This is a genomic window from Marinospirillum sp. (genome assembly GCF_014859565.1).
Genome location: NZ_JACUUA010000002.1, coordinates 17,023 through 38,861, shown reverse-complemented (window position 1 = coordinate 38,861; position 21,839 = coordinate 17,023). Strand labels below are relative to the sequence as shown.

Genomic DNA, 21,839 nt, shown 5'->3' with positions numbered 1-21,839 from the left:
CGGAAAAAGAGGATAGATCAATGATGCTGAAAAAGATTCTGGCGACTGCCATCACAGGGGTGATGCTGGCAGGTCTGGCCGCTTGTGGTGGTGACAAGGACGCTGAAACCAGCAGTGCGGCTCCATCTGCTGTGCAGGGTCAAAACTGGCGTTATGCCCATGAGGAGTTTGAAGGTGATGTGCAGGATGTTTTTGCACAGCAGTTCAAGGAATACATTGAAGCTAACTCACCTCACACGGTACAGGTCTTCCGTTTTGGCGAGCTGGGTGAGTCAGATGACATCATGGAACAGACTCAGGCGGGTATTCTGCAGTTTGTGAACCAGTCTCCGGGTTTTACTGGCTCCCTGATACCAGAAGCCCAGGTGTTTTTTGTGCCTTATCTGCTGCCCACCGATGAGCAGACGGTTGTTGAGTTCTTTAAATCCAGCAAGGCAATTAATGAAATGTTCCCTGAGTTGTATGCCGAGCAGGGTCTGGAGCTGCTCAGCATGTATCCGGAAGGTGAAATGGTGGTCACTGCAGACACACCCGTGCGTAGCCCGGAAGATTTTCGCGGTAAGAACATTCGCACCATGACTAATCCGCTGCTGGCAGAAACCTACCGTGCCTTTGGTGCCACTCCGACCCCGCTGGCCTGGGGTGAAGTGTATGGTGGTCTGCAAACCAACATCATTCAGGGGCAGGAAAATCCCATTTTCTGGATTGAATCCGGTGGTTTGTATGAAGTTTCTCCCAACCTGATTTTCACTGGCCATGGCTGGTTCACTACAGCAATGATGGCTAATCAGGCGTTCTACCAGGGTCTTTCTGATGCTGACAAGCAGCTGGTGCAGGCTGCCACAGCCCATGCTTTTGAATACATCACTGAATATGTACCGGGTCTGAGTGAACGGATGCTGGATAAAATCATGGAAGCCAGTGATGCGGTCACCGTTACCCGCCTGACCGCAGAAGAGCGCCAGGTCTTTATGGATCGTGCACCCCAGGTGGAAGCACGTTTTATCGAGATGACGGGTGAGCGGGGTGAAGCCCTGCTGGAGCAGTTCAAAGCTGATCTGCAGGCCGCGGCTCGCTGATCTGGTTTTTTGTTTTCTGGTGGTCAGGGATGACCACTTTTCTGGGAGGACAGAAAATGAAGGATGAGCCGCCTGCGGCAATTCGATCCAGTTTGCCCGGTGTGCTGGGCAGCATAGATACCGGCATCAGCAAGGTTGAAGGGGTCATTCTGGCTGCTGGAGTGTTGTTGATGGCATTCAACACCGTAGCCAATATTGTTGGGCGTTTTGTGTTTGGTGAAAGCCTGTTCTTTTCTGAAGAGGTCAATCGTATTCTGATCGTGATGATCACCTTTGCCGGCATCGGTTATGCCGCCCGCCATGGTCGCCATATTCGTATGTCAGCCGTTTATGATGCCCTGCCGGTGGAAGCACGGCGTTACCTGATGATTGTTATCTCTTTTATCACCTCGGCCCTGATGCTGTTCCTGACTTGGTTTGCAATCAGCTACATCCAGAGTGTTTATGCAACTGGCCGAGTGTTACCGGCTCTGAGCATTCCGGTGTATCTGATGTACCTGTGGGTGCCTATTGGTTTGTTGGTGACAGCCATTCAGTACTTCATGACGGGTATCAAGAATCTGGTTTCGAGGGATGTTTATCTCTCAACACAGGTTTTGGATGGTTATGAAGACAATGAAACGGAGGTCTGAAGCATGATGACTCTGATGCTGGTCACCATGGTGGTGTTGTTGCTGCTGGGATTCCCGATGATGGTGCCATTGATTGCGGCGGCGCTGATCGGTTTTTATATGATGTTTGACGGCTTTGGCCAGATGAACACTTTTATCCAGCAGATGATGGGGGGTATCCGTCCTGCAGCACTGATTGCGGTGCCAATGTTTATTCTGGCGGCAGATATTATGACTCGTGGTCAGTCTGCCAATCGTCTGGTTAATATGGTGATGGCATTTATTGGTCACATCAAGGGTGGCTTGGCGGTCAGTACGGCCGCATCCTGCACCTTGTTTGGTGCAGTGTCCGGCTCAACCCAGGCTACAGTGGTGGCGGTGGGTTCACCCCTGCGCCCGCGTATGTTGAAGGCGGGTTACAAGGATTCTTTCACGCTGGCGCTGATCATCAACTCCAGTGATATTGCCTTTCTGATCCCGCCCAGTATCGGCATGATCATTTACGGGGTGATTTCCGGTACATCCATCGGGGAGCTGTTTATTGCCGGTATCGGCCCCGGCTTGCTGATTCTGGCAATGTTTTCAGCCTATTGTATTGTTTATGCAATGATCAACAAGGTGCCTACTGAACCCAAAGCCAGCTGGATGGAGCGTATAAAATCCGTGCAGCAGGCACTCTGGCCGCTGGGTTTTCCGGTCATTATTGTGGGTGGTATTTATGGCGGGATTTTTAGCCCCACAGAAGCTGCCGCAGCCTGTGTGCTTTATGCGGTGGTGCTGGAGTTTATTGTTTTTCGTTCACTGGGTCTGAAGGACATCTATCGTATTGCCAAGTCCACTGGGTTGATTACCGCTGTGGTTTTTATTCTTGTAGCCGTAGGTAATGGTTTTTCCTGGATCATTTCTTTTGCCCAGATTCCGCAGGCGGTATTGGGCAGTCTGGGTATCAATGAAGCCGGTCCGACCAGTGTGCTGATTGCCATTGCCGTGGCATTTTTTGTGGCCTGTATGTTTGTTGACCCCATTGTAGTGATTCTGGTGTTAACCCCGATTTTTGCACCAGCGATTGCCGGAACAGGGCTGGACCCAGTACTGGTGGGGGTACTAATCACACTGATGGTGGCAATCGGCTCGGCGACACCCCCGTTTGGTTGTGACATTTTTACAGCGATTGCCATCTTCAAACGCCCCTACTGGGAGGTGATCAAAGGCACGCCACCCTTTGTTTTTATGCTGGTCCTCTCGGCTGCTTTGATTATCATTTTTCCACAAATTGCGCTGTTCCTTCGGGATCTGGCGTTTTACTAGCCGTTGTTTTGGATGTCCGAGCGAATTGCCAGTGGTGCACCTTGCCCAACTCTGGTGGTGTGATTTTCCTTCAGCGACATGCTTTGCCGACAAAATTTTGTGGCAGAATAGAAACACTTATGACCCATGATGATCTGATGCCACTGTGGAAAACCTCAATTCTATCTTTCTGATTATTTCACTGCTGTTATGCCTGAGTATTCTGGCCAGCGTGATTTCCGCCCGTGTTGGCATGCCTCTGCTGCTGGTATTTCTGGGTATGGGTATGCTGGCTGGCGAAGATGGTATTGGTGGTCTGGCTTTTGCCAGCTTTGAAGTCGCTTATGTCATTGGGCATCTGGCATTGGCGATTATCCTGCTGGATGGTGGCATGCGCACCCGGATGAAAACCTTCCGGGTGGGTTTGCGACCGGCCTTGTCACTGGCAACTCTGGGTGTATTGATGACCAGCGGCCTGACGGGTTTTCTGGCGATGTGGATTTTTGATCTGACTCTGCTGCAGGGTCTGCTGGTGGGTGCCATTGTGGGCTCCACCGATGCGGCTGCGGTTTTCTCAATGCTCGGTGGTAAAGGGGTGCATCTGAACGAACGGGTCAGCGCCACGCTGGAGATTGAATCCGGCACCAACGACCCAATGGCCATTTTTCTCACCATCACCCTGATTACCCTGTTAACTCAGGATGTTGCTGATCCACTCAGCGCACTGCTGATGTTTGTGCAGCAGTTTGGTATCGGGTTACCCATGGGGCTGGCAGTGGGCTGGCTTTTTGCCTGGACATTAAAAAAACTGCAACTGGCTACCGGGCTTTATCCCTTGCTGGTGACTGGAGCAGGTCTGGGGTTGTTTGCCACCACCAACCTGCTGGGTGGTAGTGGTTTTCTGGCTATTTATCTGGCAGGTTTAATGATTGGTAACAGCCGGTCTGCCAAGTTGCAGCATATTCTACCCGTTCACGATGGTTTGGCCTGGCTGAGTCAGATAGGCCTGTTCCTGATACTGGGTTTGCTGGTGACTCCGCATGAAATGTTACTGACCGCTGTGCCTGCCACGTTGTTGGCGTTGGGTATGATTTTTATTGCACGTCCTTTGGCAGTGTTTTTGTGTTTGAAGCCCTTTTTTAAATTTAACTGGCGTGAGCTGGGTTTTATTTCCTGGGTGGGTTTACGCGGTGCCGTGCCCATAGTGTTGGCAATCTTCCCGGTGATTGCCGAAGTGGACAATGCCAGCCTCTATTTTAATATCGCTTTTTTTGTGGTGTTGATCTCTTTGCTGATCCAGGGTTCAAGTTTGCCCTGGGTTGCTCGTTGGCTGAAGGTGGAAGTACCTGCTGACTTTATGCCAAAGCGTCGCAGTTTGCTGGGTGTATTTGCTGAGGATGATTATGAAGCCTTTGTGTACAACGTAAAAAGCGAAACGCTGAATGGTGTTGAGTTACGGCGTTTACGCTTTCCATCAGGTGCTCGTATTGCGGCCTTGTTCCGTGAAAAACAGCTGATCCACCCATCGGGCAGTACACGCTTAAAGCAGGGTGACCTGCTCTGTATTATCGGGCGTGAAGCTGATCTACCGGTATTCAGCAAGATGTTCAACGAGGAACCCCAGCCTGCCAAGGAAAAAGCTCGCAGCTTTTTTGGTGACTTCACCTTGTCTGGTGATGCACCGCTCAAGGATGTTGCGGATCTTTATGGTTTAACCATCAGCCCGAATCAGGAGGGGCTGACCTTGGGTGAATTACTGACACGACGTTTTGGTGGGCATCCGGTGGTGGGTGACCAGATGGAGTGGCATGGCATTCGTTGGGTGGTGGTTGCTGTAGAGGGTGATCATATCACCCAAGTGGGTTTAAAACCCTTGTGAGTTCTGCGGGTCCGGGTTGATGGTTGGTAAGAAGTAAGAGATGGAGGCCCTTCCGCAGCAGAGCAGCAAGAGCCTAGTCTTTTGGTGCGAACAACGTAGGATCAGTGTTGGCTTCCTGATCTTCTTGAGGCGCCTGTGGCTGCTCTTCCTGATCTTGCTTTGAGTGAAGTTCAGCATTTTCTTCCAACAGGTCGGGATCAAAGTCCATGGATTCCACAAACTTGTCTTCTTTTTCCTGTTGCAGCATTTCCTGATAACCACGCAGGGCTTCCACCATAAATTCATGATAGGCACGTGTATCCTGCAAGGTTTTGAGGTTGGCCAGCAGTGTATGCTCTTTGGACATCAGTGCAAGGCGTTTGAACTTGCGGGATCCCAGTCGAGAGTTAAACTGCACCAGCGGATAAATACGGTGCATATAACCCAGGCGGCCTTCCAGATTACGTATGTATTCAATCAAGTCACGCTTAAGGCGTTTACGCTGTGAGATCAGTCCTGGGTAACGGTTCAGTGATGGAAAATAACTCATCATGCCGGCACCGTGGGTCAGCCAGAGTACAAAGGCTATGCCGCCTGCAATACCTCCGACCCAGGAGCTAGTCAGGCTAAGCAGGCTGGCCAGAAACAGGAACAGCGCCGAACCAAGCGCAATGAACCAGAGGGTGCGGGCACGCTTGGCAGCATAGATTTCATGGTCGGTGGGGTAATCAATTAGCGACAGAAGATCATAGTCCAAGCCTTCCAGCTCAGCATAAAGTGCACGGCGTTCAGCTTCGAGACGCTCTTTTTCTGCTTTATCGCGCTCTTCAATCTTTTTTAGCCGTTCTTCTTCTTCCCACTGCAAGCGTTCTTTTTCGCGCGCAGCACGACTCTCCTTGACGGCATCAGAGGTAGATTTCTGATCGGTCGCCCAAGTTTCTTGATTCTTTTCAGCATCACCCAAGCGGGTGCTGCCGTGTCCATGGTTATCGTCTGATATATTCACAGCAAGACCACTGTGTTCCTGATAGTGAGTAGATTGCAATAATAGAGGTTAATCTATACTTTGTCCGTTTCAACCTGTAACCCTAGACTACTATTTGCAGGAGTCGTGTGCAATTGTGGTTTAATCATTTTACCCGTTTTACTCTTGGCTGATGAAGGGAAATTCGGCTGATGCTGTCATCTTTGTGGTGGATTTTTCTGATCAGCCTACTGTCGGCAACCCTGTTGCCAGGTGGGTCAGAGGTACTGGTTGCAGCTCAGGTCTGTCTGGGTAGCTCAGGATTGTTGTTATGGTTGGCCGCTACAGTCGGCAATACGCTGGGATCTTTTGTAAACTGGGGGTTGGGGCGATTTCTGCTGCATTATGAAGACAGGCGCTGGTTCCCGATCAAGCCGCAACAAAGACTGAGGGCGGAAGAGTGGTTTAAACGCTGGGGTAGGTGGTCGTTGTTTTTTGCCTGGTTGCCGGTGGTGGGTGATCCATTAACACTGGTGGCGGGTGTGCTGCGTGTACACTGGCTCACCTTTTTGTTGCTGGTTGGAGCGGGTAAAGCCCTGCGTTACGCCCTGGTGATTGGGCTGGCAGGGCTGGCAGGCTGTTAACGACTGGCGCGGATTTTTTCAATCAGCTGGTCAGCCACTTTCAGCATATTAGGCAGGCTACCGGCAGAGTTGCCGTCAATCACATAACGACCATCAACCACCAGTGCAGGAACGCCGGTGACTCGATAACCCCTGAGTCTGGCTGTATCCTGACGCAGACGACTTTCAACACCAAAGCTGCGGTACAGACGCTCGGTGTCTTCGGCTTTGATGCCAAAACGCTCAAAAAACTGGTTCAAGGCACGCTGACTGCCAAGGTTGGTATTGTCGCGGTGGATCGCATCAAACATCGCCATGTGTGCCTTGTCGGTGATATTCAGTGCATCCATGATGTAATAACCGCGCGCGAGATGTTCCCATTGAGCATTAAAAGCAGCGGGGAGATGGACGACCTGCACATCAGCAGTCTGTTTATCACTCCATGCCAGTAGTTGAGGCTCCAGCTGGTAACAATAAGGGCAGGTATAAGAAAAAATAGCGGTGACTTCAATCTGATCAGCAGCAACATGCACCGGCACTCTGTCTGCAAGGGTTTTGTAGCCTTGTGCAAAAAGTTGAGTGGATACAAATGTCAGCAGCACTAATAGTAGGCCGCGTTTTAAAAAGGGCATAAATAAATCTCCAGAAAGCAAAAAGGGGCTTTAAGCCCCTTTTTGATTCACCGCTTAACGGTTGGTTCCGTGCAGACCCAGCATATAAGAAGCAACGGCTTCCATTTCGGCATCAGTCATTTTTTCAGCAATCAGGCGCATCATGGAGTTCGGATCATTGCTACGCGCACCATCACGGAAAGCTTTTAACTGATTAACGGCATAGGTGGCATGCTGGCCGGATACAACCGGGAAGGCTGCCGGCGAGTTACCCTGACCGTTGGGCAGGTGGCAAGCTGTGCAGGCGGGGATACCTTTTGCCAGGTCGCCAGCGCGATAAAGGTTGCGACCACGCTCTGCTAAGGCAGGATCAGCCTGACCCAAGTTGCCCGACTGGCTGGCATAAAAGGCGGAGATGTCACGAATATCCTGGTCGCTGAGGTTGTCTACAATACCAACCATCTCGGGAACCGAGCGGCGACCATCACGAATATCCATGATTTGTTTGCTCAGGTAGCTGGCATGTTGACCGGCCAGATTCGGCCAGTTGGGTACCATGCTGACACCCTGAGCACCATGACATGCAGCACAAACTGCAGCTTTCTGCTCTCCCGCTGCAGCATCACCTGCTGCCTGAGCTACACCACTTACACCAACAACAAGGGTCAAACCTAAAAGTAATTTTTTCATCGTTCGTCCAGTCTCATCATTTGCTAGTCTTTGGAAATCTGTCGCCCGTTGACTGGCACCAGCATCGCGCCTGCGGACTTCGAGTGATAGACTATCACCTGTAAAAGTTTCCGCATTATAGCTAAGGCTTAAGCTAACTGGAATGCCAGTGGTCTAATCCCTTTTGTTTAATTTTCCTCCAGATGACTCCTTATGCGCCAGGTCAAGAAAAAAAAGCCTCAGCAAAAAATTATTTATGAACCCGCCTCGGTAAAGCCCAAGGTATCTCAGCCCCGCCATTTCGCTGCCACCGACTTTCTGATCAGTGCTCAGACCTTGGCTCAGTGTCCGGCGGATGAGGGCTGGGAAATTGCGTTTGCCGGTCGATCCAATGCCGGTAAGTCCAGTGCGTTGAATTGCCTCACCTCTGCTCGTTTGGCACGAACCAGTAAAACACCGGGTCGCACCCAACTGATTAACTTTTTTTCGGTGGATGAACAGCGCCGACTGGTGGATTTGCCCGGTTACGGTTATGCCAAGGTACCGGAGGCCATGCGGCGTGAATGGGGGCAACACCTAGGTGATTACATCGGCCAGCGTGAGTGTTTGTGTGGTGTGGTGATCATGATGGACATACGTCACCCACTGACGGATTTTGATCACCAGTTGATGGAGGTGGCTGCCAGCCGTAATCTGCCGGTACATATCCTGCTGACCAAATCAGACAAGCTAAAGCGTGGACCGGCTGCGGCTCAGCTGCAAATGGTGCGTAATGAGCTCAAGCTGCTGAACGGTGAGTTCAGTGTGCAGCTGTTTTCATCTTTAAAAGCCAGCGGTACAGGTGAGGCCTGGAAAAAGCTCGATGAATGGCTGCAGATCAATGAGCCGCAGCCAGAAGTTATTCCGGACGAAACCCCAGGCGATCCCGATACAATAAACGACTGATCACCGCACCCAGATACTCTACAAACAGGGTATCCTGCTGACGAAAGTGCTGGCTGGATGGGTGAGCCAGCACCATCAACCCAAGAGTGCGGGTATGGCTTAAATGGCAGATCACAGCAGATCCACTGTTTAAGTTATCCAACCCTAGTTGCTGGCTGATGCTGGCATCAAGCTGCAAGCTACAGGCTTGGTGTTGCCCCAGCAGGTTCATCTGTTGTGCCTGCTGGGTTTCACTGGCACGAGGCAGGCTGCAGAGGTTGGTATAACTCCAGATCATCAACCGCGGAATGCCGAAATGCATTTGCAGGTCTTCTCGTAGCAGTGTGACCAGCTCCTCGGTGGTGCTGGCTTCGACCAGCTTCACCAGCAGGCGCTCAATGCGTCTCAGGCGTTTTTCATTATCCCGTGCATTGCTCAGTAGCTGCTGGTAACGAGTTTCCTGCTCCTGCAGCTGACAGCGCAATAAATTCAACTGCAAGAGCATCAGCGACTCGGCGTCACCACACTCATGCTGCAGTTGCATTCGGCAAAAAAGCGCTTCTCTGCCAATAAAAAAATCCGGCTGCTGTTGCAACCACTGAGCAACCTGTTCGGCATCCAGTGAGTGATGTACTGATATTTCATCAAGCTGAGAAGTACTCATATAAACAAGTGCCCCTCAAAAACGCGCTGTGCAGGCCCAGTCATTTTGACTGGGTGACCCTCACCGCTCCATTCCAGCTGCAGGCAGCCACCGGGTAGGTGCATTTCCACTCGGGAATCGAACCATCCTTGCAGGCGACCATACACCATGGCGGCACAGGCACCGGTACCGCAGGCCAGAGTTTCTCCTGCACCCCGTTCATACACCCTGAGTCGACCCTGGTTACGGGAAATGACTTGCAGAAATCCGGCATTCACTCTTTTTGGGAAGCGGGGATGGCTTTCGATTTGTGGGCCGATTTGTTCAACCGGATAGTTGAGCACATCGTCTACACGCAATACCGCGTGTGGATTGCCCATAGAAACCGCACCGATCTCCAGGGTTTGATCCTGCAGCTGCAAGGGATAACTGGTGGCTTGTTGGGCGGCCTGAAAAGGGATGTCGTCAGGCTGCAAGCGTGGCACGCCCATATCGACAGTGACTAGCCCCTTGTCGTTCAGCTGCAGAATCAGTGGCCCGCCAGCAGTCTCGACTCTTAATGTTTGTTTGCAGGTCAGTTTTTTATCATGCACAAACACGGCAAAACAGCGAGCACCATTGCCACAGTTTTCCACTTCGGAGCCATCGGCATTAAAAATACGGTAACAAAAGTCTGCATCCGGCTTGGTTGGAGGCTCCACAGTCAAGAGTTGATCAAAACCGATGCCAAAGTGACGGTCAGCCAGGCGGCGAATTTGTTCTGGACGCAACCTAGCTCTCTGGCTGATTAAATCCAGCACCATAAAATCATTACCAAGGCCGTGCATTTTGGTGAAATGAAGCAACATGGTGTTAGCTCACTGTCTGGGCAGGGTGAATTCACCCGCCATCTGCTGCTCATAACTTTCGCGCTGGCGCACCAGATGACGCTCCTGACCATCCACCATCAGTTCAGCAGCGCGGTTGCGGCTGTTGTAGTTGGAGGCCATGGCAAAACCATAAGCACCGGCAGAACGCACCGCCAGCAGGTCGCCGGGTTTTAAGGTCAGATCACGATCCTTACCGAGAAAATCACCGGTTTCACACACTGGACCTACAATATCCCAGCTTCTTTGCACACCATCCTGATGCGGGATGACCGGGATAATGGCCTGCCAGGCACCATAAAGTGCGGGGCGCAGCAGATCATTCATAGCGGCATCCACGATGGCAAAGTGTTTTTCCTGACCTTCTTTCAGGTATTCCACGCGGGTGACCAGAATACCGGCATTGGCTGCAATGGCGCGCCCTGGCTCAAACACCAGTTCGTACTGGCGATCACCTAAGCGTTGGCGCAGGGCTTCAACATAAACGGAAGGTAAAGGAGGGGTTTCATCGTTGTAACACACTCCCAGGCCGCCACCCAGATCCAGATGCTGGATGCTGATACCGTCTTCGGCTAGTTGGTCAATCAGCACCAGCAGTCGATCCAGTGCATCCAGGAAGGGTTCAATCTGAGTGATCTGAGAGCCGATGTGGCAATCAACCCCGACCACCTGTACGTGTTGCAGATTGGCCGCTTGTTTGTAGACTTCGCGTGCCAGCTCAAAACCAATACCAAACTTGTTGGCTTTTAAGCCGGTGGAGATATAAGGGTGAGTTTTGGGATCAACATCTGGGTTTACACGAATGGAAATCGGAGCAGACAGCCCCATTTCTTCAGCAACACAATCAATGCGTTGTAGTTCCGGGATGGATTCCACATTAAAACACTTAATACCCACGGCAAGGGCACGGCGAATTTCTCCAGCCTGTTTGCCAACGCCAGAAAACACCACTCGGGCGGGATCACCACCGGCAGCCAGTACCCGTTCCAGCTCGCCGGCGGAAACGATGTCAAACCCAGCCCCCAGCCGAGCCAGTACATTCAGTACTGCCAGATTGGAGTTGGCCTTGACGGCATAACAGATCAGATGTGGCTGACCGGCCAGCGGCTCGGCATAAGCGCGGTAATGGCGCTCCAGTGTGGCACGGGAATAAACATAAAGTGGTGTGCCAAATTCTTCAGCCAGTTGTTGAATCGGTAAATCCTCAGCAAACAACTGGCCGTTACGGTAGTTAAAAAAGTCCATGGTTGTCAGACTCTTGAATCGGTTGATAGGAGTGAAGTCTGCTGTGGCAGGTAAAGGTCACCCTTTTGACCACAGCCTGCCAGCAATACAAGTGCCAGCAGCAACAGGGATAAACGTAATGGCATAATCATGGCTCCCCGGAGTTTGTCAGCCACGCTGGCGTAACAGTGCCTTGGCACGTTTGGCGGCAGCCGCCACCTGTGCCGGTGCAGTGCCTCCCAGGTGATCGCGCGCGGCTACCGAGCCTTCCAGTGTTAACACATCAAACACATCAGCACTGATGACGGTGGAGAACTGCTGTAATTCTTCCAGAGACATTTCTGCCAGATCACGGTTTTCTGCCACACCAAAAGCAACAGACTTACCGACTACTTCGTGGGCATCACGGAAGGCTACACCCTTGCGAACCAGATAATCAGCCAGATCCGTTGCAGTGGCAAAACCACGGCGAGCGGCTTCACGCATTACATCCTTGCGGGGTTCCAGCGCCGGAATCATATCGGCAAAAGCACGCAGGCAACCCTTGACGGTATCCAGGGTGTCAAACAGCGGTTCTTTGTCTTCCTGATTATCTTTGTTGTAAGCCAGTGGCTGGGATTTCATCAGCGTCAGCAGGCTCATCAGATGACCATACACCCGGCCACTTTTGCCACGCACCAGCTCAGGCACATCCGGGTTTTTCTTCTGCGGCATAATGGAGCTGCCGGTGCAGAAACGATCCGGCAGGTTAATGAAGTTGAACTGGGAGCTGGTCCAGAGCACCAACTCTTCACTCATGCGTGACATGTGCATCAGTAACAGGCTGGCAAAACTGCAGAATTCAATCGCAAAATCCCGATCAGACACTGAGTCCAGTGAGTTTTCACTGGGACGATCAAAACCCAGCAGCTCAGCAGTTTGAATCCGGTCAATTGGGTAGGTGGTGCCCGCCAGCGCAGCAGCACCCAAGGGCATGATATTCACCCGTTTGCGGGTATCCATCAGGCGCTCGTAATCCCGCTGCAGCATTTCATTCCAAGCCAGCAGATGGTGACCAAAAGTGACCGGTTGTGCAGTCTGCAGATGGGTGAAACCAGGCATGATGGTGTCGTTATGAGCCGCCGCCAGATCAATCAAGCCACTTTGCAGGCGTGTCAGTTCTGCCGCGATGGTATCTATTTCATCACGCAGATAAAGACGCACATCCGTAGCCACCTGATCATTACGGGAGCGCCCCGTGTGCAGCTTTTTACCGGTGATGCCAATACGTGCCGTTAAAGCTGACTCAATGTTCATGTGTACGTCTTCCAGTTGCACTGACCACTGGAATTCACCACGTTCGATTTCGGCGCGAATTTCTTTCAGACCCTGCACAATGGCATCCCGCTCCATCTCAGTCAGCACACCCACCTTGGACAGCATGGTGGCGTGGGCAATAGAACCTTCGATATCGTGGTGATAAAGACGCTTATCAAACAGTACAGAGGCAGTGAAGCCTTCAACAAAAGCATCGGTCGGCTCGCTGAAACGGCCTCCCCAGGGTTTTTCGGTTTCTGCAGCAGGATTATGCTCTGCGGACGGGGCGCTTTTCTGCGTCATGGAAGTTTGGCTCCGGAAAACAGTCATTAAAGTAATGTGACTCAGTTTACCAGAGGGTTACAGGGAAAGTCGCCATTCACTGCAGTTGCAAGGTGACCTGAAGGCATCTTTGCGGCAAAATGCCGGGCATCACCCTTTAGTTTACCTGATCGGTCAACTAACCTGGGTCACGTGAGCCGGTATATCCGCTGGCATCACCCAAGTTAAAGCAGTGATCCTGCCAGACCCCTGGCCTTCTTACCCCGAAGGAGGCCGATGTTGTTGATGTCTGGTGCCTGGAAAAAGAAGATGTACGCAAAGAGCCGGGGAAGGATTTCAAGACTTCAGCCTGTGGAACCTGCTGGCGCGTTACCTGGCACTGGTAGGTGTGTTGATCGTATTTTTTGCCAACCTTTGATGTCAATTATGCATAAAGTGGGATTGTGGCTGGTATTGCTGCTGCTGAGTGGCAACAGCAATGCTGCGCCCTCTTCAACCCTGCATCTCGGTGTGCTTGAGTGGCGAGATAATGTTATTCCAGCCGGTTATTGGCAGCCAACCTTGACTGCAATAGGTCGGCAACTGCCGAATCATCAGGTGGTTTTGCATCCACTTAATCTGCAAGAGCTGGAGACAGCTTTAGCAGCAGGCCAGCTGGATTTTGTAATGACCAACCCTGGTCATTATGTGCAACTAAGTCAGCATTACCCATTGGCACCTCTGGCTACTCTGAGCAATCCTATTTTTGATCCACCACAACAAGCCGTGGGATCGGTGCTGGTGGTTTCTGCTGCGGATTCTTCCGTGCAGCAGTGGCAGGATCTACATAGTCGGCGAGTGGCTGCAGTGCACCCGGATGCTTTTGGTGGTTTCCAGTTGATTCGAGATCAACTGGAGCAACAGGGGTTAGATGTTCGGCGTGATGTCGGTGAATGGGTGTTTGCAGGTTATCCGATGGAATCTTTGCTTGATTTGCTGGATGCCGGTGAAGTGGATGCCGTGGTGCTGCGCAGTTGCCTGCTGGAATCTCTGGCCGCTGAAGGTCGTCTTGACCTGCAGGATTACCGGGTTGTTGAAAATCGACAATTGGCTGGTTACCCCTGTCAGTTGTCCAGTGATCTCTATCCAGACTGGCCTTTTCTGAGCACCAGTCGCCAGCCAGCTGAGGTGGTGCAGCAGGTGTTGCTGGCGTTGTTGCAGATGCCCGGGGCGGATGACGAGCGCTCTCAGTGGTCTGCTCCTTTGTCCTACCAGAGTATTTATCGGCTGTTCGAGCGCCTTCGTTTCGGGCCTTATGCGGCCTTTCCACATAACCCGCTGCTGGCGCTGTTGTATCAGTACCGCTATCCCCTGCTGTTGGCGCTGGGATTGATATTTTTGTTTTTGATGCATCACCTGCGGGTGAGTTATCTGGTTCATCAGCGCAGTCGTGAACTGCAGCAATTAATGCAGGAGCAGCAGCAGAAACAAGCCGAACTGGCTCATCTTTCTCGTTTTTCCATGATGGGTGAGCTAGCAGCCGGACTGGCGCATGAACTGAACCAACCCCTGACCGCCAGCATGAATTATGCACAGGGTATGTTGCGCCTGTTGAATAAACCTGAGTCAGAACAAAAACTATCCGACCACAATAAAATCAAGGAAGCCACCACACGGATCATTGCTCAGAGTGAACGTGCAGCTGGAATTATTCGCAATTTACGTGGATTCCTGCGTAAGGAACTGCCACCTAAACAGGATCTGGATATCAACCTGCTGTTAAAAGAGGCATTGGTGCTGATGGAGTCAACACTTCAGGCACAGCAGGTACAAGTCCAGCTAAAACTATTGCCTTCCTCTGCTTTGGTGCACGGTAATCGGATCGAGCTGTTGCAGTTGTTTATCAATCTACTGAACAACGCTCTGGATGCCATGCGGAATACACCTGTAGTAGCGCGCAACCTTGACATCCGCTGTGAGCAACAGCAGCATTGCTGGATAATCACTCTTAAAGACCAGGGTGAAGGAATTGCCCACAATTTGGTCGCCGACCTGTTTGATCCCTTCTTTACTACTCGCAGCAATGGTATGGGGTTAGGACTAAAACTCTGCCAGACTCTGGCTCGCTCACATGGCGGGTCACTGACTTTAACCAACTCCCCGGAAGGGGGAGCCGTGGCTCGAATTGAGTTGCCACAACTCAAAACCTGATTCTGGAGTGGGATGGATGCACAAAGAAACAACCCAGCCTTTGATTCGACTGCTGGATGATGATCAGCAGGTACGTGAGTCCTTGCAATGGTTGCTGGAAACCGTCGACCTGGAAGTGATGGCTTTTGGACATCCTAATGACTTTTTAGCCTGCCCAGCCAGTGATCGACCTGGCTGCCTGCTGTCGGATGTACGGATGCCTGGTTTGAGTGGGCTGGAAATGCAACAACAGCTGAAGCAGCAACAACCTCTGCTGCCGGTTATTCTGATGAGCGGTCACGCTGATGTTAGTATGGCGGTACAGGCCATGAAAGAAGGTGCGCTGGATTTTTTTGAGAAACCCTTTAATGATCAGCTGCTGCTGGACTCAATCCAGCGTGGTGTTAACCTGCACCGGCAACGGCTGACAGAACAACAACACATCAGCCATTTACGCTTGCAACTGAATCGGCTCACCGCACGGGAGCTACAGGTGATGAAACGACTGGCGGCAGGAATGCCCGGCAAGGTTATTGCTGATGAGCTGGGAATTAGCCCTAAAACCGTGGATGTTCATCGTCATAATCTGATGTTAAAAATGCAGCTGAACTCCCTGGCAGAATTGATTCGTGCTGCTCTGCTTCTTGATTTATCCTGACGCTTATACAGCAATTCCCGCTCTTAAAAAGATACTTAAGAAAACAGCCTGTTATGCGCTATTGTAGAAAAATAGCCTTGAAGACAAGCGCAGCTGTTGTGAGCCCGCGCAAGCATTACTGGTTCTGGTTATTTGTTAGGCCTAGACTTCAATGGCATAAAATCCCAGTTAGGTTTTGAGGAGCTTTGCAACTACGGTGCTATTGCATCATGAAACTGTCTGAACCATTGATCAACAAAAACCCTGGTTTGTGTTCCTAGCCGCTACATTTCCCTCTTACCCCTTTAAACCACGCTGGATTGCGGTATGATGCAGAAAAACACTGCAGCGGCGGTAAAAGCTCGGCAGGTTAAAATCAACTGGCAATTTACGAAGTGAGACTAAAAAAGTGGATGCAAACCAGTCACCCCACATACTGATTGTTGAAGATGACGCTCGCCTGGCAACCCTGACGCGCGAGTACCTGGAAGGTAATGGTTTCCAGATCTCCATTGAAGGTGACGGGGCTCGTGCCGTTGAACGGATTGATCGTGAAAACCCTGATCTCATCATTCTTGATGTGATGCTACCCGGCGAAGATGGCCTGAGCATCTGTCGCAAAGTGAAGATGGAAAAAGACATTCCCATTCTGATGCTGACTGCCAGAACCGATGATATGGATCAGGTGGTCGGTCTGGAAATGGGTGCTGACGACTATGTTGCCAAGCCTGTACGCCCACGAGTACTGCTGGCTCGGGTTCGGGCACTGCTGCGCCGCTCCGAGGTTCAACCTGTCACCGCAGACAGCAATGAGCCACAGAGTTCGCGTCTGGAGTTCGGTGATCTGGTGATCGACAGCGCCATGCGTGAGGCGTGGCTGAAAGGTGAAAGTATTGATCTGACCAGTGCTGAGTTTGACTTGTTGTGGCTGCTGGCATCCAGTGCCGGTCGTGTACTGACTCGTGAAGAAATTTTCACTGCCCTGCGTGGTATTGAATATGACGGCCAGGATCGTTCCATCGACGTGCGTGTTTCCCGCATTCGTCCCAAGGTCGGTGATGACCCGATGCACCCACGTCGCATCAAGACAGTGCGCAGCAAGGGTTATCTGTTTGTTAAGGAAGTTTGAGCAACAAGTGAACACCGGAAACAGATCCTGACATGAGCTTCAGTCTGCTGCACAAACGCCTTGGAAATATATTCCTGCGTGTGTATCTCGGGGTATTCGGCGCACTGGTTGGCACCCTGCTACTCAGCATTCTGCTGGTTAATCTTGCCAATCAGGTACGGCTGGAGGCTTATCAGGAAGAGCTGCTATCCGGCCTGTTCATCACTCTGACTGAAGAATTCACCCTGACCGATGAAGGTCAGAAACACGAATGGCTGCATGACATCAACCAGACTCTGGGCATACATGTTGAGCTCAGCAGCCTGAATGACTTGCAGTCCACCCGCCGCGAAATCAGTCGCCTGACTGAAAACCGACTGGTGCTGCGCAAAAAAACGTCTAAGCAGTTGCAGGTGGTGTTTCCGGTTCATCAGTCCGAACTGCTGCTAACCTCTGATTTGTGGCGTGTGACTGAACAGCAGGCCAGCGCCTCAATTTATCTGTTATTGCGTGATCTGCAGCGCACCCCAACTGAACTGCGTGAACAACGTCTGCTACAACTGGGCGAACGCTTTGCTTACCCACTGCAACTCCTTTCCCGATTACCGGCTGAAACCGACCCCTTGCAGCAAAGACGGCTGGAGCGTGGTGAGCAGGTGGTATTGTTTTCCGATGACGGGCGCAGCATGGTCAGTTATGTACAGCTGGGTGACAATAACTGGTTACGGGTTGGGCCAATTGAGCTGTTTAATCCTTATCCTCTGCCTCTGCTGATCAGTATTTTACTTGTTTCACTGCTGATGTTGGCGGCCAGCATCTGGTGTTTTTTGCATGGTCTGGAAAATCGTCTGCGCAACCTTGAACGAGCCTCCAGTCAGCTCGCTGCCGGTAACCTGCAGGCACGCGCCAATATGCCCGGCAAAGATTTTGTCAGTAAACTGGCAACCACCTTTAACCGTATGGCCGAGCAGGTACAACGCCTGCTGCGTACCCAGCAAGAAATGATTCATGCGGTATCTCATGAATTACGCACACCCGTGGCACGTATCCGTTTTGGCCTGCAAATGATCGAAGATCTGAGTGAAGACGGCAGCCCTCACGCGGCCATCCTGCATCAGGTACAGGGCATAGATCGGGACATTGATGAACTCGACACCCTGATTGATGAAATTCTCACCTACGCCCGTCTGGGTCAGGAAAAACTGCAACTGCAGTTTCTGAATCAGGATGTTACTGGTCTACTCGAAGAAGTACTCAGTGGTTTTCAGCGCACCAACCCGCAACTGGAATTAAAACTGACCATCCACAATCCTGCCGAACTCAGCCCGGAAGCCGATCTGGAAGGCCGATATTTTCAGCGCGCCATTCAGAATCTGGTGGGTAACGCCGTGCGTTATGCCAGCCATCGGATTCATGTCACCTGTCATCTGGAAAGTGACACCTTCCGTGTGGATGTAGAAGATGACGGCTCAGGTATTCCAGAAGAAGACTGGCAAAGAGTATTCATGCCCTTTTCTCGACTGGATGACAGCCGTACCCGCAGCTCCGGCGGTTACGGGCTGGGGCTGTCGATAGTACAACGCATCATCTACTGGCATCGTGGCAGCACCCAGGTGGATCGCAGCCCGGAATTACAAGGTGCCCGTTTCAGCCTGATTTTCCCACGCCACCAGTCGGCAAAATTACCGCCCCTGGAAATCCCCCCGCAATAAAAAGCACCATATAAGTGCATCAATATCAAATAAGCCCTATATTGATGCACTGATGACTAGTGCGTACCGGAAGATACACCCCACATTTATGTCTCGCACCGTGATGATGCCCACCCAAGGCCAGAGATGTAGGTTGTTGGTGCAAAAAAGTCAGGTTGGTGCGGCTTTTGCATCCCCTTTGAAAATTGTATCGACAGTTCACTACACCAGAGAAAAGCATGAGTCCGGCTCAGGAACCGCCCCGTCACCTGCTGGAGAATCTGACCACTGCTGTGTTGCTGCTTGAGCAGAATCTTCAGTTGATTTATATGAACCCCGCCGCAGAAATGCTTCTTGCGGCCAGTCTGACGCGTTTTCGCGGCCAGCCTGTAGCTCAATTGTTTCAGGAGCCAAGGGCAGGATCAGACACGCTGACTCAATCAGCCAGCACCGGGCACCCCTTCACCAAAAGGGAGGCGCAGCTACAGCTGCATAACGGTGAAACTTTAACTGTAGACTACACAGCATCCCCCATCGCGGAGATGAAAAACACCCAGCTGATCATTGAAATTTTTCCGCGTGATCGGCAACTGCGCATTTCTCGCGAAGAAGAACTGGTCAATAAACAGGAAACCGTTCGCGCACTGGTAAGGGGCATGGCACACGAAATCAAAAACCCGCTGGGTGGGATTCGTGGTGCTGCACAATTGCTGGAGCGCGCCCTGCCCAATACTGACCTGAAAGATTACACCCAGGTCATCATTGATGAGGCTGACCGGCTGCGTAATCTGGTGGACAGAATGCTGGGGCCGCGCCATCTGCCAGAAATGAAACGCCTGAACATCCATGAAGTACTGGAGCGAGTGTACACCCTGGCTCAGGCAGAGTTTGGCGGTCAGGTGCGCCTGATTCGTGATTATGATCCCAGCCTGCCCGAGTTTGCTGGTGACAAAGAACAACTGATTCAGGCGGTACTCAACATTGTACGTAACGCCATGCAGGCATTAATCGAATCCGGTCAGTCCAATGGCCGCATCATTCTGCAAACCCGAGCCAAGCGTCAGTTCACCCTCGGCTCCGAGCGCCACCGGCTGGTCTGTCAGGTCAAGATCATCGACAACGGCCCCGGCATACCGGAAAACATGCTGGAAAACATTTTTTATCCCATGGTCAGCGGTCGTGCGGAAGGTACCGGATTAGGGTTAACCATTGCACAAGCCGCCCTGCAGCAACATCAGGGGCTGATTGAATGCATCAGCCAGCAGGGGCACACCGAGTTTCGGATGCTGATCCCTTTTGACAATCAGAGCACCACTGAACAAACCGATACAGGAGCAGCACCATGACCGCACCTAAAGGCCATGTCTGGGTCATCGATGATGACCGTTCCATTCGCTGGGTACTGGAAAAGGCACTGGAGCAGGCCAATATCCAGGTCACTGCCTTTGATCGTGCCGACAGTGCGCTAAGGCAGATGCTGAAGCAAAAACCAGATGCGCTGATCACCGATATTCGTATGCCCGGAATGGATGGCCTAGATCTTTTAAAACAGGTCAACGAACTCTATCCGGGTTTGCCGGTGATTATCATGACAGCTCATTCGGATCTGGAAAGTGCCGTAGCATCCTATCAGGGTGGTGCCTTTGAATACCTGCCCAAACCCTTTGATGTGGATGAAGCCGTGGCATTAGCGCGCCGTGCTCTGGCTCATGCTGAAGAACAGAAAGCCAAAACAGCTGATCAGTCTCAGGTGCAGACCGCTGCCGTGCAGACAACAGAAATCATCGGTGAAGCACCTGCCATGCAGGAGGTGTTCCGTGCCATCGGTCGCTTGTCTCATTCCACCATCACCGTACTGATCAACGGTGAATCTGGCACCGGCAAGGAACTGGTGGCTCACGCTCTGCACCAGCACAGCCCCAGATCACACCAGCCGTTTATTGCCCTGAACATGGCGGCCATTCCACGTGACCTGATTGAGTCTGAATTATTTGGTCATGAAAAAGGGGCTTTTACCGGTGCCGCCACCCAACGTCACGGACGTTTCGAGCAGGCCAATGGTGGCACCCTGTTTCTGGATGAAATTGGTGATATGCCAGCAGAGACTCAGACCCGCCTGCTGCGAGTGCTGGCTGATGGTGAGTTTTATCGGGTGGGTGGCCATACTGCCGTTAAAGTGGATGTGCGCATCATTGCCGCCACCCACCAGGATCTGGAAAAACTGGTCGAGGCCGGACGTTTCCGTGAAGACTTGTTTCACCGGCTCAACGTCATCCGGGTGCACCTGCCCTCATTAAAAGATCGCCGTGAAGATATTCCACGCCTGACTGAACACTTTTTGTCAGAGGCGGCACGCGAGCTGAACTCGGAAACCAAAGTACTGCACCCGGATACCATTGCATACATCTGCCGCCTCGACTGGCCGGGCAACGTGCGCCAGCTGCAGAACACCTGCCGCTGGCTGACCGTGATGGCCTCCGGTCGGGAAGTGCTCATTGATGATCTGCCACCGGAACTGCTGGCAAAAACACCCAGCCGTATTGCCAGTGACTGGGAAGCCTCACTGAAATACTGGGCAGAACAAGCACTGATGCGTGGTGAAACCAGCCTGCTCGACAAGGCTGTACCAGCCTTTGAAAGCATCATGATCCATGCCGCACTGAAACACACCGGCGGTCGCAAGCGTGATGCTGCCGAACTGCTGGGCTGGGGGCGCAACACCCTGACCCGCAAACTAAAAGAGCTGGGTATCAGCGGTGCCGATGATGAAGACGAGTAAGGTGTTATAATCCGGGGTCTTCACAGGAGACCCCATGCCTGACATTGCCCTTTTTCAACCGGAAATACCGCCGAATACCGGCAACATCATCCGCCTGTGTGCCAACACCGGCTTTCGCCTGCATCTGATCGAACCTCTGGGTTTTCTGCTGGATGACAAGCGCCTGCGTCGTGCCGGTCTGGATTATCACGAATGGGCAGCAGTCACTGTGCATACCGGCATGGTGGATCTGCTGGAAAGTGTACAGCCTGGCCGAGTACTGGCACTGACCACCAAAGGCAGTCAGCACTACCATCAGGTGAGTTACCAAGAAAACGATCTGCTGCTGTTTGGCCCGGAAACCCGTGGCCTGCCTGCCGAAATTCTCGACACCCTGCCACCGCAACAACGAGTGCGTATTCCAATGCTACCGGACAGCCGCAGCATGAATCTTTCCAATGCCTGCACCCTGATTGTTTATGAAGCCTGGAAACAACTGGGTTTTCCCGGCGCGATCCCAACCAACGCCACCTGAGCGC

The 21,839-nt window shown here is 52.0% G+C and carries 21 protein-coding genes; 13 read left to right on the top strand and 8 right to left on the bottom strand.

Translation table 11 applies throughout. From position 1 onward, the window contains the following. Positions 1–20: 20 nt before the first annotated feature. The 4 genes from dctP to IBX50_RS00665 all read left to right on the top strand — a co-directional run bounded on the left by dctP (position 21) and on the right by IBX50_RS00665 (position 4,856). The gene (dctP, locus tag IBX50_RS00680; RefSeq protein WP_292252564.1) at positions 21–1,079 is read left to right on the top strand and encodes a TRAP transporter substrate-binding protein DctP; all 1,059 of its coding nucleotides are present in this window, start codon (positions 21–23) and stop codon (positions 1,077–1,079) included. 29 nt (positions 1,080–1,108) lie between these two features. Next, on the top strand, positions 1,109–1,711 hold the full coding sequence (locus tag IBX50_RS00675; protein WP_292252562.1) for a TRAP transporter small permease: 603 nt from the start codon (positions 1,109–1,111) through the stop codon (positions 1,709–1,711). A 3-nt stretch (positions 1,712–1,714) separates the two neighbouring features. Then, positions 1,715–2,998 carry a TRAP transporter large permease gene (locus IBX50_RS00670; RefSeq protein ID WP_292252560.1) on the top strand — a complete coding sequence of 428 codons (1,284 nt, stop codon included), beginning with the start codon at positions 1,715–1,717 and terminating at the stop codon, positions 2,996–2,998. Positions 2,999–3,143: 145 nt separating this feature from the next. After that, the gene (locus tag IBX50_RS00665) at positions 3,144–4,856 is read left to right on the top strand and encodes a potassium/proton antiporter (RefSeq protein WP_292252558.1); all 1,713 of its coding nucleotides are present in this window, start codon (positions 3,144–3,146) and stop codon (positions 4,854–4,856) included. Positions 4,857–4,929: 73 nt separating this feature from the next. On the opposite strand, the gene IBX50_RS00660 is transcribed toward IBX50_RS00665, so the two are convergent. Then, positions 4,930–5,841: a hypothetical protein gene (locus IBX50_RS00660; protein ID WP_292252557.1), complete on the bottom strand. Its 912-nt coding sequence runs from the start codon at positions 5,839–5,841 to the stop codon at positions 4,930–4,932. A 170-nt stretch (positions 5,842–6,011) separates the two neighbouring features. Between IBX50_RS00660 and IBX50_RS00655 the strand changes: the two genes are divergently transcribed. Further along, positions 6,012–6,443, top strand: coding sequence for a YqaA family protein (locus tag IBX50_RS00655; protein ID WP_292252555.1), 432 nt, complete (start codon positions 6,012–6,014; stop codon positions 6,441–6,443). On the opposite strand, the gene IBX50_RS00650 is transcribed toward IBX50_RS00655, so the two are convergent. Together IBX50_RS00650 and IBX50_RS00645 are read right to left on the bottom strand one after the other, a co-directional pair. Next, the gene (locus IBX50_RS00650; RefSeq protein ID WP_292252554.1) at positions 6,440–7,054 is read right to left on the bottom strand and encodes a thiol:disulfide interchange protein DsbA/DsbL; all 615 of its coding nucleotides are present in this window, start codon (positions 7,052–7,054) and stop codon (positions 6,440–6,442) included. The two genes, IBX50_RS00655 and IBX50_RS00650, sit on opposite strands and share 4 nt — an antisense overlap. 54 nt (positions 7,055–7,108) lie before the next feature. Continuing rightward, positions 7,109–7,723: a c-type cytochrome gene (locus IBX50_RS00645; protein ID WP_292252553.1), complete on the bottom strand. Its 615-nt coding sequence runs from the start codon at positions 7,721–7,723 to the stop codon at positions 7,109–7,111. Between the two features lie 192 nt (positions 7,724–7,915). Between IBX50_RS00645 and yihA the strand changes: the two genes are divergently transcribed. After that, positions 7,916–8,647, top strand: coding sequence for a ribosome biogenesis GTP-binding protein YihA/YsxC (gene yihA, locus IBX50_RS00640; protein ID WP_292252552.1), 732 nt, complete (start codon positions 7,916–7,918; stop codon positions 8,645–8,647). Here the strand turns inward: yihA and IBX50_RS00635 are convergent. From IBX50_RS00635 to argH, 5 genes are read right to left on the bottom strand one after another with little or no spacing between them, the layout of a single operon-like run. After that, positions 8,601–9,290 (bottom strand): DUF484 family protein, encoded by a 690-nt coding sequence (locus IBX50_RS00635; protein ID WP_292252551.1) that lies wholly within the window; start codon positions 9,288–9,290, stop codon positions 8,601–8,603. The genes yihA and IBX50_RS00635 overlap by 47 nt on opposite strands. Further along, on the bottom strand, positions 9,287–10,117 hold the full coding sequence (gene dapF, locus IBX50_RS00630; protein ID WP_292252549.1) for a diaminopimelate epimerase: 831 nt from the start codon (positions 10,115–10,117) through the stop codon (positions 9,287–9,289). The genes IBX50_RS00635 and dapF overlap by 4 nt, the downstream gene beginning before the upstream one ends. A 9-nt stretch (positions 10,118–10,126) precedes the next feature. Continuing rightward, positions 10,127–11,380: a diaminopimelate decarboxylase gene (gene lysA, locus IBX50_RS00625; protein WP_292252547.1), complete on the bottom strand. Its 1,254-nt coding sequence runs from the start codon at positions 11,378–11,380 to the stop codon at positions 10,127–10,129. 5 nt (positions 11,381–11,385) lie between these two features. Then, a complete protein-coding gene (locus IBX50_RS00620; RefSeq protein WP_292252546.1) occupies positions 11,386–11,535 on the bottom strand; it encodes a lipoprotein in 150 nt (49 codons plus the stop codon). Next, complete coding sequence (gene argH / locus IBX50_RS00615; RefSeq protein WP_292252544.1) at positions 11,528–12,958, bottom strand: argininosuccinate lyase; 1,431 nt, start codon at positions 12,956–12,958, stop codon at positions 11,528–11,530. Before argH ends, IBX50_RS00620 begins: the two co-directional genes overlap by 8 nt. A gap of 405 nt (positions 12,959–13,363) precedes the next feature. On the opposite strand from argH, the gene IBX50_RS00610 reads away from it, so the two are divergent. The 7 genes from IBX50_RS00610 to trmL all read left to right on the top strand — a co-directional run bounded on the left by IBX50_RS00610 (position 13,364) and on the right by trmL (position 21,835). After that, complete coding sequence (locus tag IBX50_RS00610) at positions 13,364–15,127, top strand: PhnD/SsuA/transferrin family substrate-binding protein (protein ID WP_292252543.1); 1,764 nt, start codon at positions 13,364–13,366, stop codon at positions 15,125–15,127. A 16-nt stretch (positions 15,128–15,143) separates the two neighbouring features. Then, complete coding sequence (locus IBX50_RS00605; protein WP_292252541.1) at positions 15,144–15,764, top strand: response regulator; 621 nt, start codon at positions 15,144–15,146, stop codon at positions 15,762–15,764. A gap of 388 nt (positions 15,765–16,152) precedes the next feature. After that, positions 16,153–16,872 (top strand): response regulator, encoded by a 720-nt coding sequence (locus IBX50_RS00600; protein WP_292252540.1) that lies wholly within the window; start codon positions 16,153–16,155, stop codon positions 16,870–16,872. A gap of 32 nt (positions 16,873–16,904) precedes the next feature. Further along, a complete protein-coding gene (locus tag IBX50_RS00595; RefSeq protein WP_292252538.1) occupies positions 16,905–18,563 on the top strand; it encodes an ATP-binding protein in 1,659 nt (552 codons plus the stop codon). Between the two features lie 218 nt (positions 18,564–18,781). Continuing rightward, positions 18,782–19,888: a nitrogen regulation protein NR(II) gene (gene glnL / locus IBX50_RS00590; RefSeq protein ID WP_292252537.1), complete on the top strand. Its 1,107-nt coding sequence runs from the start codon at positions 18,782–18,784 to the stop codon at positions 19,886–19,888. Continuing rightward, positions 19,885–21,321, top strand: a complete 1,437-nt coding sequence (gene ntrC / locus IBX50_RS00585) for a nitrogen regulation protein NR(I) (RefSeq protein ID WP_292252536.1) — start codon at positions 19,885–19,887, stop codon at positions 21,319–21,321. Before glnL ends, ntrC begins: the two co-directional genes overlap by 4 nt. Positions 21,322–21,355: 34 nt before the next feature. Continuing rightward, positions 21,356–21,835, top strand: coding sequence for a tRNA (uridine(34)/cytosine(34)/5-carboxymethylaminomethyluridine(34)-2'-O)-methyltransferase TrmL (trmL, locus tag IBX50_RS00580; protein WP_292252535.1), 480 nt, complete (start codon positions 21,356–21,358; stop codon positions 21,833–21,835). Positions 21,836–21,839 lie beyond the last annotated feature (4 nt).

Excerpts from the sequence above, each read along its gene's own strand:
- dctP (WP_292252564.1), top strand. The coding sequence starts at position 21 with ATGATGCTGAAAAAGATTCTGGCGACTGCCATCACAGGGGTGATGCTG.
- IBX50_RS00675 (WP_292252562.1), top strand. The coding sequence starts at position 1,109 with ATGACCACTTTTCTGGGAGGACAGAAAATGAAGGATGAGCCGCCTGCG.
- IBX50_RS00670 (WP_292252560.1), top strand. The coding sequence starts at position 1,715 with ATGATGACTCTGATGCTGGTCACCATGGTGGTGTTGTTGCTGCTGGGA.
- IBX50_RS00655 (WP_292252555.1), top strand. The coding sequence starts at position 6,012 with ATGCTGTCATCTTTGTGGTGGATTTTTCTGATCAGCCTACTGTCGGCA.
- IBX50_RS00650 (WP_292252554.1), bottom strand. The coding sequence starts at position 7,054 with ATGCCCTTTTTAAAACGCGGCCTACTATTAGTGCTGCTGACATTTGTA.
- IBX50_RS00645 (WP_292252553.1), bottom strand. The coding sequence starts at position 7,723 with ATGAAAAAATTACTTTTAGGTTTGACCCTTGTTGTTGGTGTAAGTGGT.
- yihA (WP_292252552.1), top strand. The coding sequence starts at position 7,916 with ATGCGCCAGGTCAAGAAAAAAAAGCCTCAGCAAAAAATTATTTATGAA.
- IBX50_RS00635 (WP_292252551.1), bottom strand. The coding sequence starts at position 9,290 with ATGAGTACTTCTCAGCTTGATGAAATATCAGTACATCACTCACTGGAT.
- dapF (WP_292252549.1), bottom strand. The coding sequence starts at position 10,117 with ATGTTGCTTCATTTCACCAAAATGCACGGCCTTGGTAATGATTTTATG.
- lysA (WP_292252547.1), bottom strand. The coding sequence starts at position 11,380 with ATGGACTTTTTTAACTACCGTAACGGCCAGTTGTTTGCTGAGGATTTA.
- argH (WP_292252544.1), bottom strand. The coding sequence starts at position 12,958 with ATGACGCAGAAAAGCGCCCCGTCCGCAGAGCATAATCCTGCTGCAGAA.
- IBX50_RS00610 (WP_292252543.1), top strand. The coding sequence starts at position 13,364 with ATGCATAAAGTGGGATTGTGGCTGGTATTGCTGCTGCTGAGTGGCAAC.
- IBX50_RS00605 (WP_292252541.1), top strand. The coding sequence starts at position 15,144 with ATGCACAAAGAAACAACCCAGCCTTTGATTCGACTGCTGGATGATGAT.
- IBX50_RS00595 (WP_292252538.1), top strand. The coding sequence starts at position 16,905 with ATGAGCTTCAGTCTGCTGCACAAACGCCTTGGAAATATATTCCTGCGT.
- glnL (WP_292252537.1), top strand. The coding sequence starts at position 18,782 with ATGAGTCCGGCTCAGGAACCGCCCCGTCACCTGCTGGAGAATCTGACC.
- ntrC (WP_292252536.1), top strand. The coding sequence starts at position 19,885 with ATGACCGCACCTAAAGGCCATGTCTGGGTCATCGATGATGACCGTTCC.
- trmL (WP_292252535.1), top strand. The coding sequence starts at position 21,356 with ATGCCTGACATTGCCCTTTTTCAACCGGAAATACCGCCGAATACCGGC.